The following is a 14,327-nucleotide window of genomic DNA, read 5'->3' on the forward strand; positions in this document are numbered from 1 at the left end:
GCGGTGAACGCGAGCACGTGAGTGGCGGTGCCCGGACCACCGGGCACCGCCACCTCTCTGCCCCCTCGGCGTCACGCCTCCAAGTAGCGCAGCACCGCCAGAATCCGCCGGTTGTATCCCGTCGTACGCGGCAGTTCCAGCTTGTCGAAGACCGCGTTGAGATGCTTCTCGACCGCGCTCAGCGACAGGTGCAGCCGTTCGGCGATCCCGCTGTTCGTATGCCCCTGCGCGAGGACCTCCAGGACGTCGCGCTCGCGCGGGGTGAGCCGGGCGAGCGGATCGGCGCGCACGGAGCGGCCGACGAGTTGGCGTACGACTTCCGGGTCGATCACCGCGCTGCCGGCCCGGATCCGCTCCAGTGCGTCGAGGAACTCCTCGACCTGTGCGACCCGGTCCTTGAGCAGGTAGCCGATGCCCTCGGCGCCGCCCGCGAGCAGCTGCGCCGCGTAGGTCCGTTCCACGTGCTGCGACAGCACGAGCACCCCGGTCGCGGGGCGGCGGGCACGGATCTCCAGGGCGGCCCGCAGTCCCTCGTCGGTGTGGGTGGGCGGCATCCGGATGTCGACGACGACGGCGTCCGGACGGTACGAGTCGACGGCGTCGGGCAGTGTCGTGGCGTCCCCGAACGCGGCGACGACCTCGTGTCCCTCTTCCGCGAGCAGTCGTACCAGTCCCTCGCGCAGCAGGGTCGAGTCCTCGGCGATGATCAGGCGCACGGCAGCTCCGCGGTGATAGTGGTGGGTCCGGCCGGCGGGCTGTCGACGCGCAGCCGGCCGTCGAGCGCCTCGACGCGCCCGCGCAGTCCGGCCAGCCCGGTGCCGTGCGGGTCGGCTCCGCCGCACCCGTCGTCCTGGACGGAAACGGTCAACACCCCGGCCGCTTCTGCGAGTTGTACCTGGATGCCGGTGGCCTGCGCGTGCTTGGCGGCATTCGTCACCGCCTCCGACACCACGAAGTAGGCGGCCGTCTCCACGGGCCGGGGGAGCGGCCGTTCCAGGCCGTACTCCAGACGCAGCGGGACCGGGCTGCGCTCGGCCACCCCGCCCAGCGCCTCGCGCAGCCCCGGCCCGTCGAGCGCCGACGGATACACCCGCCACGCCACCTCGCGCAGTTCGGTGAGCACGCCCTGCGCCTCCTCGTGGGCCTGGGCCAGGAGCGCGGCGGACTGCTCCGGGGTCCGGCCGGGGCGGCGGGCACGGCCGAGCAGCATGGCGAGGGCGACGAGCCGCTGCTGAATGCCGTCGTGCAGATCGCGTTCGATGCGGCGCCGCTCCGTGTCGACGGCGTGCACCACCGCGGCGCGGCTCGTGGCCAGTTCGTCGATCCGCTGCTGCAGCAGCTCGCGCTCGGAGGGCCCGAAGGTGTCACGCGCCAGCCGGGCGTCGAGCGCGTACAGGGAACGCAGGCCCTGCACGCCGAGAAAGAGCAGCGCACCGCCCAGCAGCACCTGCCACAGCAGTTCTTCGACACCGACCCGCCCGCGTACCAGCGCGGCGGCGAACACCCCGGCCAGCACCGTGCCGAACCCGAACAGGGCGAGCGTGACGGCGGTGACCGTCCCGGCGTACGCGCGCGTGGCGACGTACCGCAGGACCGTGCCGTCCTGGGGCACGTAGTGCAGAGGGAAGCGGTCGCCGAAGAAGACGACGCGGCGGCGCCGCTCCAGCCCCGCGATCCGACGCGCCCCCGCGACCAGCGCCGCCCGCGCCCCGCGCCGGGTGCGCGGCCACAGCAGGAACGGGCCCAGGACGAGGCCGGCGGCGGCGAGCCACACCAGCCCCACGCACGCGCCGACGCACCCGAGGAGGACGCCGGCCGCCGTCCCGAGCACCCCGGCCACCGACCCGGACGTCCCCCTCGTCTCCACCCGCTCCACCCCTGTCACCAGCACGGAAGCCGAGCCTAACGGGCCCGCTCGATCCTCGTCCGGCGCTCGCGATCACGGTGCCGGCCCCGCCCCCGCAGCCGTACGACGACATACGCCGCCACCGCGGTCACGGCCGCCGCCAGCACGACCTTGGAGATCACACCCACGTACGTCTCCACCAGATCCCACTGCTCACCCAGCCAGTAACCCGCAAGCACCAGAATCGAGTTCCACATCAGCGAGCCGACCGCGGTCAGTGACAGAAACACCGGCAGACGCATCCGCTCCACCCCCGCGGGGACGGAGATGAGACTGCGGAAGATCGGCACCATCCGCCCGATCAGCACCGCCTTCGTCCCGTGCCGCCGGAACCACGCCTCCGTCCTGTCCAGATCGGAGACCTTCACCAACGGCAGCCGGCCCCACAGCGCGTACATCCGCTCACGGCCGACGGCCCGCCCGATCCCGTACAGCGCCGCCGCCCCGACCACGGACCCGAGCGTCGTCCACAACAGCGCCGAGAAGAGACTGATCGCACCCTGGCCCGCGGCGAAACCGGTCAGCGGCAGGATGACCTCACTGGGCAGCGGCGGAAAGAGGTTCTCGAGCGCGATCGCCAGACCGGCGCCCGGCCCGCCGAACACATCGACGAGGTGCGCCGCCCAGCCCGCGACGCCAGTGGTCGGCTCGGCAGCGTCGGCGGCCGAAGTCACGAGGTGCATGCGGGTCTCCTGGCGTGGTGATCGACTGCTCCGAGGCGAGCGCCCCGAACCCGATCCACGCTAGAAACCGCAGCTCATCACCACTACGAGGACAACCGTCCGGCTGTCTGCGGTGATCCCGCGCGTCACCCTGCGGTTTCCCCCAGGGCGACGCGCACGGCCACTCACCCACCGCTCGCCCAGGGGCACCGGCTCAGCCGGCCGGCGCGACGTCCTGCTGAGCCCGCTCCGCGGCGCCGGCCCGTCAGGGGTTGGTGCCGAGCAGGTCGAGCAGGCCGGGGAAGCGTTCGTCCAGATCCGTGCGGCGCAGGGTGGCGGCGCGGCTGTTGCCCCGGTCCACCTGCCGCACCAGACCCGACTCGCGGAGGATCTTGAAGTGGTGGGTGGTCGTGGACTTCGAGACCGGAAGGTTGAACGAGGCGCAGGTGCGGGCCGCCCCCTCGGGCTCGCGCAGCAGGGCTGTCACGATTCCGTAGCGCAGGGGGTCGGACAGTGCGCTCAGCACCGTCCGCAGGTCCATCTCCTCGCGTGAGGGGTGTCCGTCCTCGTCGGGCATCGTCGCCCTCCTTTTTCCCGCTGGTCCTGCCGTCGTCCTTAGGTACGGGTTGCATCATACCTTCTGGGTGTGCGACGTTGAGGTTCGAAAAATTCCGTACCTGATCGTCAGCCGGCCGGACCGAGCCTGGAGTTGTGCCCCCATGAGTACGCAGACCACGACGTCGGCCGCACCACCCGAGCAGGCGGAAGGGCAGCCGGGCCGCTCGCTGACCCTGGCCGCCGTACTCCTCGCGGTGTTCGTCGTCCCGATGTCGATCTCCGGCACGGCCGTCGCCCTGTCCGACATCGGCGCCGACACCCACGCCGGCCTCGCCCCCCTGCAATGGGTCGTCAACGCCTTCAACGTCGCCTTCGCCTGCTTCACCCTCGTCTGGGGCTCCGTCGCCGACATCATCGGCCGGGTCAAGGCCTTCGCGGCGGGTGCCGCCGTCTACGCCATCGCCTCACTGGCCAGCGCCGTCGCCACCGACGTCCTGTGGCTCGACGCCGCCCGCGCGCTCGCCGGCATCGGCGGCGCGGCGATCTTCTCCTGCGGCGCGGCCATCCTGTCCACCGTCTTCGACGGCCCGGCACGCGCCAAGGCCTTCGCCCTGTTCGGCACCGTCGCCGGCATCGGCGTCGCGCTCGGCCCCTCGCTGGCCGGCGCGCTGGTCCAGGGACTCGGCTGGCGCTGGGTGTTCGCCGTGCACGCCGTCGCCCTGCTCCTCGTCCTGCTCGCCGTGCCTGCCATCACCAAGGCCATGCCGGCCGACAACGGCAGCGGCGGGCGCATCGACGTACCCGGCAGCGCGCTGTTCGTCGTCGCCATGGTGCTGCTGACCACCGCCATCGTCCAGGGCTCGCAGTGGGGCTGGGGGAGCGCGGGGGTCCTCGGACTCTTCGCGGGGGCCGTCGTCGTCCTCGCCGTCTTCGCCGCCGTCGAGAACCGCAGCCGGCACCCCATGCTGGACCTGAGCGTGCTGCGCAACCGGCGGTTCGTCGGCCTGTGCCTCGTGCCCGTCGCCGCCTCCTTCGGCTTCGTCACCATGCTCACCTACCTGCCGAGCTACCTGACCGCCGTCACCGGCCGCAGCACCGGCGCCGCAGGCCTGATCATGGTGCTGCTCACCGTGCCCGTGCTGGTGTGCCCGATGCTCGCCGCGAAGCTCGTCGGCCGCGGCGTCTCCGCCCGCGCCCTCATCTACGCCAGCCTGGCGTGCCTCGTCGTCGGCGACGTGGCCCTCACCCTGTTCTCCCCGGACGTCAAGATCCTCGTCGTCGCCCTTCCCATGCTGGTCACCGGCGCCGGCATGGGCCTGTCCGCCGGACTCGTCGACGGCCAGGCCCTGGAACTGGTCGACCCGGCCAAGGCCGGCATGGCGGCAGGCTTCCTCAACACGCTGCGGCTCGGCAGCGAGGCCGTCGCCGTGGCCGTCTACGGGTCGGCCCTCGCCACCGTGCTCGGCAACCGCGTCCACGACGGCATCGGCGACCACCCCGGCGCCGCCCACGCGGACCAGGTCGCAGGCCAGGCGGCCGGCGGCGACCTCGCCCGGGCCACCGAACTGTCCGGAGCCACCGACCTCCAGCACTTCACACGCTTCCTCGCCGAGTCCTACGACTCCGCGTTCCACAGCGTCCTGTGGGGACTGGCAGCCGTCTGCCTCGTCCTGTGTGTCGTCATCGCCGGCCTGCTGCGCGGCAGTTCCGAGCAGAGCGACAGCGCTGCCGCGTGAGCTCACGCCCCACCACGCGACACCCATGAGACCGGCCCCGGCGCCCAGACATCCCCCGGCGGGGCGCCGGGCCTCGCGCATGAGACGCAGACCCCTGCACCCCGCGCTCCCCACCGCCGGCCGGGGACACCACCCGAAGGGCCGCGTCCATGCACCCTCCCCACGAAGACCGTCACCCCGCCCCCCTCCACGCCCAGGTCCTGGTCGTCGTCGGCGGCCCCGTCGGCATGCTCGTGGCCGCCGAACTCGGCCACCACGGCATCACCACCGTCGTCCTCGAAGCCGCACCGCACACCGTCGACCAGCCCAAAGCGGGCACCCTGCACGCACGCACCGCCCAGGGCCTGGCCCGACGCGGCCACCTGCCCGCGCTCCCAGGCCGACCTGGAGCGCGACTTCGAACAGCGGGCCCGCGAGCGCGGCGTCACCGTCCTGCGCGGCCAGGCGGAGGTATGAATAAAAACGTACCTCATTGAATGTCTCACCACTGTGGTGCAGGCCACTTCAGAGCGGGCTGCAGCGTTAACTTCTCGTGTCGAACGAGGCCGGAGATCACCCGGAGAGGACGCACCGGCGACAGGCCCGTAGTGATCTTGTGGCAAGTCTATCTAGCCTGGTCAGAGGGGACTTGACGGAGTCTCGCGTACCTCGGGTCCGTGCATGACGGAGCGTCCGATCCTGACGGAGGCTCATCCGCGCACCTCGGACAGAGCCGTTCGCCGGCGGGGGGCCGGCGCGGTCGCCGCTGCCGCGCCGGGGGCGATGCCCGACGCTCTGCTACTCCAGGGCGAGACCGCGCGGTGTGCTGCGGTCCGCGGCTGTCGCCGGGCGGTCCTGGTGGTGTCAGATGCCGCGTTCGATCATGTCGATGACGTGCTGGCCCGCTTCGTCGGCCTGCAGGCGATGGAGTCCGCGGAGTGGGCCGTCGATGAGCAGGACGGCGAGTCCGTGGACGGCGGACCAGGCGAGGAACTCGGCGCCGGGCCGCCGGTCCGTGGGCAGCAGTCCGGCTTCCACGAGGCCGTCGAGCGCTTCGCCGAGGAGTTCGAAGGGGGTCTTGCCGGAGGTGCCGGCGGCGGTGTCGGCGGCGGCATGGGTCATGTCGCCGGGGACGTGGAAGGCGGCACGGAAGAGGCCGGGCTCTTCCTGGGCGAAGCGCAGGTAGCCGGTGCCGACGGCGCGGAAGCGGGCCCGGGCGCCGGCCACCGGGTCTGCGGCGGGCGGCAGGGCGTTCTGTTCGTCCTCCATGGTGCGGGCGACCTGGGACATGGCCGCCTGGGAGACGGCGTGCAGCAGGGCGTCGCGGTCGGCGAAGTGCCGGTACGCGGCATTGGGGACGACGCCGGCCTGCCGGGTGGCGGCGCGCAGCACGACGGCCTCCGGGCCGCCCTGGCGGGCGAGTTCGAGCGCGGCCTCGATCAGTGCGTTACGCAGGTCGCCGTGGCGATAGGTCTCCCGTTTGGGCTTTTCTTCCCTGGCCGCCGCCATGGCTGCCACCTCCAATGTGGACAGCATCCACTTAAGTCGTCTAGGCTCCTGCATGATCAGTCGGGGGGCGCGGATCGCCGCACTCGCCGAATGTGGACATCGTACACAAGGGTGGTCGACGGCCGCCCGCACGCGGACACCCGAACGGTCCGCCCGCGGCTCCGTCACGACCCTCGACGTTCTAGATCCGTTCGCACAAGCAGCCCGGTGGGGAGGGCTGCGACCGATGATCTTCTCCGCGCCCGGCAGTCAGAGAACCAGACGTACCCAGACACGAGATACCGAGGAATCCCACGATGCGTACCCTGATCAGCACCGCGTTCATCTCCCTCGACGGCGTCGTCGAAAGCCCCGGCGGCGAGCCCGGCTACCGGAACTCCGGCTGGACCTTCAAGGACATCGAGTTCCTCCCCGAGGCCTTCGACATCAAGGGCCGGGAACAGCAGGAAGCCACCGCCATACTGCTGGGCCGGACCAGCTACGAAGCCTTCAGCCCGGTGTGGCCGGACATGGCGGACTTCGCCGACTACAAGCTGATGCCCAAGTACGTCGTCTCCACCACGCTCACCGAGGACGACCTGGTCACCAACTGGGGCGAGACCAGCATCCTGCGCACCCTCGACGAGGTCGCCGCGCTGAAGGAGACCGAGGGCGGCCCGATCATCGTCCACGGCAGCGCCGCCCTCAACCAGAGCCTCTCGGACGCCGGCCTGATCGACCGCTACCACCTTCTCGTCTTCCCGCTCCTGCTCGGCGCCGGCAAGCGACTGTTCAGCACGACGGACAAGGACGCCCAGAAGCTGAAGCTGGTCGAGCACGAGGCCTACGCCAACGGCCTGCAGAAGAACGTCTTCGACGTCATCCGCTGACAACGGATCAGCTCAGCTTGTCGTCGTTGTTCCGTGCCGGCCGATCGATGGGGGACCGATATCGCGCGGCTGGCCCTCTGAGCGGCGGTGGAGCCGCTGGGTACTTGCCCTTGGTGCTCCGCCGCCTGAGCCGCCGCATGCGCCGCCAGCCTCAAGGTTACCGACCGCACGCTGAAGCGCTGGGCTGAAGGCAAGGCCTCTCCGTCGAAGAAGAGCCTCGCCCAGCTCGAGCGCGCCTACCTCACGGTGCGCCGCCAGAACGTTGCCCGCCATCTCCTGCAGCGACTCAACCGCGAAGGCCGCGGCACCCGCGTCGAGTTCCACCCTCTCAACCAGCCCTGAGTGCAGCGCACAGCCAGTGCGGCAGGTTGCCTTGAGTGTGGCTGGAAAACCCCTGTGCGTCCGGAACGCTCCATGAGCCTCGCCGGTATCCCGTTGGCAGGCTCCTGGCGTCAGCCTGCACGATCCTGCCAACGCCATGTGTTGATGCGTCCATGATTTCTGCAGATAGTTTTCTCACGCAAATCGACAAGCGGCTGCCGCAACCTCCGCTCCGTCGGGCAACGCGGTGGCCGAGGCGCGCCCGGCGGGTTCGACCAACCCTCCACAAGGACTCTCATGAAGCGAATTGCTCGTACCCTCATGCCCGTTGGGCTGGCGGCAGCACTCGTCACCCCCGTGCTCACGGCACAGGCGGAGGCGCAGACACAGGCGCCGGGACCGGCGCGCGTAGCCGCTGTGCAGAGTGCAAACGGAGAAGTCGGAGCGGCGAAGGCGTACAGCCGCAACACCACTCTCTCTCGCGCGAAGAGCTGGCTGACGGCGAACCATGGCACGCGGGTCCCGTACAGCCAGAGCAGGACCTTCGGCGGCTACCGCACCGACTGCTCCGGGTACGTCAGCATGGCCCTGAAGCTCGCGAAGCCGGGGACGAACACGGTGGGCCTGACGTCCAGCAGGTACACGCGGAAGATCAAGATGTCGTCCCTGCGCAAGGGCGACCTGGTCATCGACGCGAACGGCTCGAACACCACGCGACACGTCGTCATCTTCGTCAAGTGGACGAGCGGCGCCCACAAGTCGTACGTAGCCTACGAGCAGCGCGGCGGCTACGGCACCGATCGGAGCGTGCGCAGCTACGGCCTCGGCGCGGACCAGTACGACGCGTACCGGCCGAAGAAGTATGGCTGAGCGATCGCACCGACGGGCGGTTCACGGCTGTTTGACATGGACTGCAGGCCGCGTCGAGCCCGGCACTGCCGGCCAGGACTCACGCACAACTTGACGTGTGCACCACGGATATAGCACCCCAGCATCAGGAGGACATGCGTGAAGCGCGTTGTCAGTACCACCCTCTCCGCCGCCTTGCTCGGCGCCGGTCTCGTGGCCGGGGTTGCGGCCCCCGCCTCGGCGGCACCGAACTGCAACGACACGACGCAGTACTCGATCGGTAACAAGAAGACCGTCTGGCGTACCACTCAGGTGCACAGCGACTGGGCGAGGCCCGGTGTGACCATTTCGTACGCCAAGAACAAGACCGGTTCCGTGACCGCGACGGGGACTGCGACCCTCGGCGCCGAGGCCGGCGTCGTCTTCTCCAAGGCGTCCGCCTCCTTCAGCGTCTCTGTCGGCAAGACCTGGTCCAAGTCGGACACCTGGACCTACTCCGCCAAGGTCAAGACGAAGGCGGGCAAGTCCCGCGGCCGGTTGATGATGTACCACGAGGCCAAGGGCTTCAGCGTGACCAAGTGGCGGTGGGTACCCTCGACCACTTCCTGCAAGAAGAAGGTCTACTGGAAGAAGAGCAACCTCGTGGCTCCGGTGAAGAAGAACAGCAACCTGTGGGCCGTCCAGTACGCGTAGCCCTCGCCGGTGCAGTGCGGACCGTCATGGTCGGAGGGTGACGGTCCGCCTTCCCTGCCCCGCAAGTCGCCGAAGACGCCCTGGAACCGCTCGGTCCCAGGGCGCCTTCGGTGCACGCGGTGATCTGCGAGGTGGCGCGGACACTGGATCGTGGAAGCCCAGCACCACATCCGGGCGAACATCTCATGATCGCCCGAAGCCGCGACTGCCTTCGTTCGCCGCGAGCGGCACGCAAGTCCCCCACAGAGGTGGTGAGGGTCTGGGGACCTGGCCCATGCGGGAGATGTCGGTCGCGCGAGTTGGCAGGATCGTGCACGACGGGCGTCAGGAGCCTGCCAGTGGAAGGCCTGTGGGCGGGAAGAGATCGCTGCGATCCTTCTGATGCGACCGGGAAGCAGGCCCGGACAGCTCACTAGAAGCGGCGCCCAGGGGTGCTGGAAGGGAAGACACATGGTGCGTAGCTTCACCAGCCGAGTGGGCCGGAGGACAGCGGCGGCGGTGCTGACTACGCTGGCGACAGCGGGGTTGTTCGCCGCAGTCTCGGGGGGCAGCACGTTCGCGAGCGGCGACGGCAGCGTGGTGGCACAGCCCTGCCTCGACCCCAAGGACCCTGCCTGCGGGCCGGCCAACGGCTGGCAGCAGAAGCCAAGGACCTGAGCCCTTCGAGGCGACAGGGCCCCGCGGGGCCGAGTCCAGGTCCGGGCGCCAGACACGGTGTCCGGACTGTCGCTTGTGCTCATACCTATTCCTGACCGCCGAGGAGCACCGCCGATGCACCGCATGCAGGCTCTGGGTCCCACGCCTGCGGAAGAGGAGACCTACCGGCATGCCCTGCGGCACCCTGGTCGGTGCGCCCACACGATCGCCGCCGCGTCCTGGCACGCGTACGGGCGGATGCCCAGGTGTGGCTGGGCAGTTGACGGGGGCGGCGCCCCAGGCGTCAGATCCAACCCCGCTCCCGGGCCAGCAGCGCCGCGTGGGCGCGATTCTCCGCGCCGAGCATCCGGATCAGCTCCGATATGTAGCGACGATACGTGCGTAGGGCCGTGCCGACCTGGCGCGCGCCGGTCTCGTCCTTGCTGACCGTGCACATGGCCCGCAACACCTCGGCCTGCAGACCGGTCAGTTCGGGTTCCCCGGGTGCGCGGCTTCCCTGCTCGACCATGTCGCTGAACTCGGCGGCCCCCGCCCACAGCCGCTCGAAGTTGTTCACGACGGTGGTGACGATTCCCTCCTCGCTCGAACAGAGAGCACCTTTGGAGGTGTTCTTCGGGTCCACCGGCACGAGCGTCGTGCGGTGGTCGTAGACGAGCATCAGCTCGCTCAGGTCCTCGATCACCCGGACCCGGGCCCCCGCCGCGGTCAGTTCCTGGAGGTAGGCCCGGGTGGTGTCGTCCGCTACCGCGGACGCGCGGACCAGGTTGCGCACGACGACGCCGCGGCGCAGGCAGCGCAGATCGAGCGGCCGCGCACTCTCGATGTTCTCCGGGGTCAGCGCGTCGTACGGCTCGCAGGCCAGAATCTCCGACCGCGCGAAGAAGGCCAATTCGTCCAGCCGTTCACGGATCGCGGGCAAGCCGATCAGGCGCTCCACCGGGGCGTGTGCGGCCTCCGGGCTCCGCTCGGACGACTCGAGCGTCAGGGAGTCCACGATGGGGCGCAGGTCCGAGAGCGTGCGAATGGCGTGGTAGAGCTCCTCCAGCCGTTGCTGGGCCAACCGGTTCACGACCACGTCGGGGGTGTGCGGCCACACCTTGCCGCCCTCCTCGCGAAGGACATGCAGTTCCCTCAGCCGGCGCACGGCCGCGTCCAGCACGATCGGTTCCTGCCTCGACAGAACGTGCACCCCGGAGAGCTCGGCTCCGGGGCTGCGCAGCAGCAGCCGGTAGACCTCCTCCTCCACCGCGGTGATGCCGAGGACGGCCATGTGATGCGCGGGCAAGCGTCGCTCCGTGGGGGTTGGGCGGGGATGGATCCGGCCAGGGGTGCTGCCTGGAGCTTAGGAGCCGCGACGCGTGAGCCGGAAGGTGCCACCTGGCCTGGTGACTGAGCCGTGGCACCTCTGTGACAAGCCGTGAACAGGAAGGAAGCCGCGATTAGTTGGCCGGGTCTGGCCACCGTTCCTGGTTCCTCTGCTCCTCGGACGCCTGCGAAATTCGGTGTCGGCGGAGGCACGGTGCTGACCCCGCAAAGTCAACAGGCTGGACGGACATGGCCGACTGCTTTTCGCATGGGGGGACTGATATCGCGCGGTTGGCCTTCTGGGCGGTGGTGGAGCCGCTGGGTATTTGCCCTTGGTGTTCCGCCGCGTGGTCGTGGCGTAGCGGCCGGTCATGAGCTTGATTGGGGCGGCTTGGGGTTCCGTGCGGGCGTTCTGGTGGGGGAGGGTCGTGGGCAGGTGCCAGACCGTTCTCGGGTGATGCGCTCACAAGGAAGTTGACGAGCCGTCAGGAGCGCGGTCAGAGCGCTCCTCGGGGCCTCACGGGAGTAGCTCGCGCTCTTGTGCGCGAGGGGCCGTTTTCACCTCCGGCCCTGGGGGCCTCCGGTGCCTCCGGCGTTGGAGGTCGCCGCCGTTGGCGACTGCAGTCCGCCCCTGGGTGCGAAAAGCACAGCGTGGTACTGCAGGAAATGGCTGAGCGAGACATACGTGGCTCCTGAGTGAGCATCCGCGGGCGCACTGTGGCGGGCTTTCGGTGGCTGAGCCAAGGGTCACTGGAGATCGATGGCGCCGAGAGGGAGGGATGAGGGTGGCTCAACCAGCCCTCCATCACGCCCCTACGGGGTGTTGGCGGACGACAGGCAGGCCCGGCTCTTAACTACAAGAGGCCGCGACGCGAAACATGCTGCTGACCTGCAGAAATGCCAAACTCGATGTGTCGGCGCCGACACCATCAGGGCCGGATTTTGTGCTCCCGAGGACACATCCCACCCCGAAACTCAAACAGTGGTTGAGTTTCTTTTGCTGGTCGAACCTGCAGGTCAGCGCCACCGCCACGCGGTTCTCGGGAGGGTGCGGATCCGCCAGGATGTGCCCTCGCCGACACATAAACTCAAGCACAGCTTGATAAATTGACCCACGAGGTCCGGGAAATCAACCAGCAGTGGAGTTTTGCGGCCTGTGCTCGACTCCACGCTCAGAGGGGCGGCGCCAGGTGTGACTCCGCGTCAAAACTCAAGTACCAGTTGTCTTTTGGGATAGGCTCTGTGCTGCCTGAGTAGAAAGGGAGCCACAGTGACATCTGAACCGCCGGAGGTGGAGTACCACCGTCCGCGCGCCATCTCCGCCCAATCGTCCGACCTCGGCCTCGACGACATCCTCACCGTCCTCGGCCAGCAACTCGGAGACTCAGTCGAGGAACAGCAGAAGGGACGCCGCCGCAAGCTCAAAGGCGTCTCCTTCGAGTACGACTCCGAACCACGCACCGTCCACGACATGGCGGGCGACGCCGGATACAGCATCACCAGCAATTGGTTCGTCCAGTTCCTGGCCCAGCTCGCCGTCGCCAAGCGCGTGACGAAGAGTGAGATGTGCGTCTTCCTCTACGTCGCCGGCGGCCAGATGCGCGGCAGCGGAGTCACCTACTACACGCAGCAGGAGATCACCGACGGGCTCAACCGGGAGGCCCGCCGAGTCGCCGGCGCCACCAAGATGAGCCGCTCCACCGTCTCGCGGGCCGTGAAGTCTTTGTGCGAGAACGGATGGCTCGAGCAGTACGCCAGCGGCCAGATCCGCATGAACGTCCGCCTCTGGTTCAACGGGAACAGCACCGCCCAGCAGGGTGTCCTCGCCGACATCGAGCGCGACCACGGCGACACGCCGCAGAGCTTCGGCCGGTTCATCGGGCCTGCCCTGACACAAGAGCAGCTCCCCATGGACTTCGAACCCGAGCACCGTCAGGAGCAGGCCGGGTGATACCGCAGCGATACTGGAACCCACTGCACCCCGCCAGGGAAGGAAGACGCTGATGGCAGAGGTCCTGTCCCCGATCGTTGCCGAACGTATCTGGGCGCTGCCCCTGTCCGGCAGCGCCGTCAAGTTCCTGCAGTACCTCATCGCCCGGAGCGAGTTCGGCGGCAACCTGCCCATACGGCAGATCGACATGGCCCGCGAGTACCACAACAAGACCCCACAGGCCATCAGCGCCCTGATGGCACCCCTGCGTGACATCGGACTCGTACTCCGGCCCGAAGGCGAACGAGGCGGCAACTCCTACCGCCTCCACCCCCTCGCCGCGAAGTACGAGAGCCACGACGACATGCAGAAGGCCTTCCGCACCGCCCTCGCCGACATCAAGGCCGGCACGCTTCCCAACCTCAACCTGCCCCGCTATGCCGTTGCCCCGCCCTCTGAGGGCTCCAACCGCAAGCTGCAGGTCGCCTGACAGCAAAACGTGGGGCCCCGCTGAAACCAGCGGGGCCCCACGTGCCTGAGTAGATACCAGTGACTATACCCAGCGCCAGTACTGCCCGCACCACTACACAGGGCGCTCCAGGCCGACCCAGCGAGGAGAGCGCGGGCAACTACGGGCGCGGGATCGAGTCGAGGAGCACATCAAAGGGCCCGCGCGATTATTCGCAGCGCAGTCAGACCGCAGCACCGTTCAATGCGAGCAGCGTTGGGCGATCGTGCATGCACTACGAGCCTTTGTGGTCGGCTGACTGCGCGACAAACTTTCACCACATTGCGTACGAGGACCTGAGTTCCGCACACGGCTGGCGGTCCCCGTACCTCGACAATGCTCCCTGATGGAGTGCACCGAGTGCGGGGGGGCCTGGACTACCCCAGGCACTGCCTGGTGGACTCTGTCATATGTGCGGGCGTACCCGTCGGGTCAGTTTGGCAACGTCTCGAACCTGTACGTCGTGGCGGCCCCTGGCTCCTGCTTCAGACCCTCAATCTCTACTTTGGGACCTCAACTATCCGGATGGAAGTCAATTTTGACGGTGCATCAAAAAATACAGGGCAACCAAAGTAGACCTGACAGAAAGTCAGAACACGTCAAAACAGGCCTGACAGAGCGTCAGGCAACCCCCGTTCTGAGGAACCGGGTCACCTGTAGTCGACGCGCAGTCAGGCAATCGCGGAGCGATTGCCGTTCACGTTTGTATTGCGGAGCAATACAAACCGCGGGCAACGGAGTTGACCGCCTCCGGACGGCGGAGCCGGCCGGAGGGCCACGCGGAGCGTGGCCGGGTTTCCGCCACGTAGTGGCGGCGCGTCGTGTCTGCGGAGCAGACCGCGCGC

Annotated in this window: 13 protein-coding genes and 1 pseudogene; 8 read left to right on the forward strand and 6 right to left on the reverse strand. The window is 68.9% G+C overall.

What is annotated here, in order from left to right:
* Window positions 1-71 precede the first annotated feature (71 nt).
* The 4 genes from ACZ4E1_RS35565 to ACZ4E1_RS35580 form a co-directional block, all read right to left on the reverse strand.
* Window positions 72-716, reverse strand: a complete 645-nt coding sequence (locus ACZ4E1_RS35565) for a response regulator (RefSeq protein WP_467547348.1) — start codon at window positions 714-716, stop codon at window positions 72-74.
* A complete protein-coding gene (locus ACZ4E1_RS35570) occupies window positions 707-1,867 on the reverse strand; it encodes a sensor histidine kinase (RefSeq protein WP_467547374.1) in 1,161 nt (386 codons plus the stop codon). Before ACZ4E1_RS35570 ends, ACZ4E1_RS35565 begins: the two co-directional genes overlap by 10 nt.
* Window positions 1,868-1,902: 35 nt before the next feature.
* On the reverse strand, window positions 1,903-2,589 hold the full coding sequence (locus ACZ4E1_RS35575; protein ID WP_467547350.1) for a DedA family protein: 687 nt from the start codon (window positions 2,587-2,589) through the stop codon (window positions 1,903-1,905).
* Window positions 2,590-2,833: 244 nt separating this feature from the next.
* On the reverse strand, window positions 2,834-3,145 hold the full coding sequence (locus ACZ4E1_RS35580) for an ArsR/SmtB family transcription factor (RefSeq protein WP_467547352.1): 312 nt from the start codon (window positions 3,143-3,145) through the stop codon (window positions 2,834-2,836).
* 142 nt (window positions 3,146-3,287) lie between these two features.
* Between ACZ4E1_RS35580 and ACZ4E1_RS35585 the strand changes: the two genes are divergently transcribed.
* Together ACZ4E1_RS35585 and ACZ4E1_RS35590 are read left to right on the forward strand one after the other, a co-directional pair.
* On the forward strand, window positions 3,288-4,862 hold the full coding sequence (locus tag ACZ4E1_RS35585; RefSeq protein ID WP_467547353.1) for an MFS transporter: 1,575 nt from the start codon (window positions 3,288-3,290) through the stop codon (window positions 4,860-4,862).
* A gap of 227 nt (window positions 4,863-5,089) precedes the next feature.
* Window positions 5,090-5,338: an FAD-dependent monooxygenase gene (locus ACZ4E1_RS35590; RefSeq protein ID WP_467547376.1), complete on the forward strand. Its 249-nt coding sequence runs from the start codon at window positions 5,090-5,092 to the stop codon at window positions 5,336-5,338.
* 367 nt (window positions 5,339-5,705) lie between these two features.
* Here the strand turns inward: ACZ4E1_RS35590 and ACZ4E1_RS35595 are convergent, their stop codons facing one another.
* On the reverse strand, window positions 5,706-6,350 hold the full coding sequence (locus ACZ4E1_RS35595; RefSeq protein WP_467547355.1) for a TetR/AcrR family transcriptional regulator: 645 nt from the start codon (window positions 6,348-6,350) through the stop codon (window positions 5,706-5,708).
* A 296-nt stretch (window positions 6,351-6,646) separates the two neighbouring features.
* On the opposite strand from ACZ4E1_RS35595, the gene ACZ4E1_RS35600 reads away from it, so the two are divergent.
* The 4 genes and pseudogenes from ACZ4E1_RS35600 to ACZ4E1_RS35615 all read left to right on the forward strand — a co-directional run bounded on the left by ACZ4E1_RS35600 (window position 6,647) and on the right by ACZ4E1_RS35615 (window position 9,082).
* A complete protein-coding gene (locus tag ACZ4E1_RS35600; RefSeq protein ID WP_467547357.1) occupies window positions 6,647-7,219 on the forward strand; it encodes a dihydrofolate reductase family protein in 573 nt (190 codons plus the stop codon).
* 132 nt (window positions 7,220-7,351) lie between these two features.
* A pseudogene (locus ACZ4E1_RS35605) lies at window positions 7,352-7,555 on the forward strand (transcriptional regulator); the annotation flags it as partial.
* A 402-nt stretch (window positions 7,556-7,957) separates the two neighbouring features.
* On the forward strand, window positions 7,958-8,410 hold the full coding sequence (locus ACZ4E1_RS35610) for an NlpC/P60 family protein (protein WP_467547359.1): 453 nt from the start codon (window positions 7,958-7,960) through the stop codon (window positions 8,408-8,410).
* Between the two features lie 138 nt (window positions 8,411-8,548).
* Window positions 8,549-9,082 carry a hypothetical protein gene (locus tag ACZ4E1_RS35615; protein ID WP_467547361.1) on the forward strand — a complete coding sequence of 178 codons (534 nt, stop codon included), beginning with the start codon at window positions 8,549-8,551 and terminating at the stop codon, window positions 9,080-9,082.
* A gap of 940 nt (window positions 9,083-10,022) precedes the next feature.
* On the opposite strand, the gene ACZ4E1_RS35620 is transcribed toward ACZ4E1_RS35615, so the two are convergent.
* On the reverse strand, window positions 10,023-11,024 hold the full coding sequence (locus tag ACZ4E1_RS35620; RefSeq protein WP_467547363.1) for a helix-turn-helix transcriptional regulator: 1,002 nt from the start codon (window positions 11,022-11,024) through the stop codon (window positions 10,023-10,025).
* 1,290 nt (window positions 11,025-12,314) lie between these two features.
* Between ACZ4E1_RS35620 and ACZ4E1_RS35625 the strand changes: the two genes are divergently transcribed.
* The gene (locus tag ACZ4E1_RS35625) at window positions 12,315-12,995 is read left to right on the forward strand and encodes a replication/maintenance protein RepL (protein WP_467547365.1); all 681 of its coding nucleotides are present in this window, start codon (window positions 12,315-12,317) and stop codon (window positions 12,993-12,995) included.
* A gap of 52 nt (window positions 12,996-13,047) precedes the next feature.
* A complete protein-coding gene (locus ACZ4E1_RS35630; protein WP_467547366.1) occupies window positions 13,048-13,464 on the forward strand; it encodes a hypothetical protein in 417 nt (138 codons plus the stop codon).
* The last annotated feature ends 863 nt before the right edge of the window (window positions 13,465-14,327 follow it).

The sequence above is a fragment of the Streptomyces sp. NPDC025806 genome (assembly GCF_055558275.1).

Excerpts from the sequence above, each read along its gene's own strand:
- ACZ4E1_RS35585 (WP_467547353.1), top strand. The coding sequence starts at position 3,288 with ATGAGTACGCAGACCACGACGTCGGCCGCACCACCCGAGCAGGCGGAA.
- ACZ4E1_RS35590 (WP_467547376.1), top strand. The coding sequence starts at position 5,090 with ATGCTCGTGGCCGCCGAACTCGGCCACCACGGCATCACCACCGTCGTC.
- ACZ4E1_RS35600 (WP_467547357.1), top strand. The coding sequence starts at position 6,647 with ATGCGTACCCTGATCAGCACCGCGTTCATCTCCCTCGACGGCGTCGTC.
- ACZ4E1_RS35575 (WP_467547350.1), bottom strand. The coding sequence starts at position 2,589 with ATGCACCTCGTGACTTCGGCCGCCGACGCTGCCGAGCCGACCACTGGC.
- ACZ4E1_RS35580 (WP_467547352.1), bottom strand. The coding sequence starts at position 3,145 with ATGCCCGACGAGGACGGACACCCCTCACGCGAGGAGATGGACCTGCGG.
- ACZ4E1_RS35630 (WP_467547366.1), top strand. The coding sequence starts at position 13,048 with ATGGCAGAGGTCCTGTCCCCGATCGTTGCCGAACGTATCTGGGCGCTG.
- ACZ4E1_RS35595 (WP_467547355.1), bottom strand. The coding sequence starts at position 6,350 with ATGGCGGCGGCCAGGGAAGAAAAGCCCAAACGGGAGACCTATCGCCAC.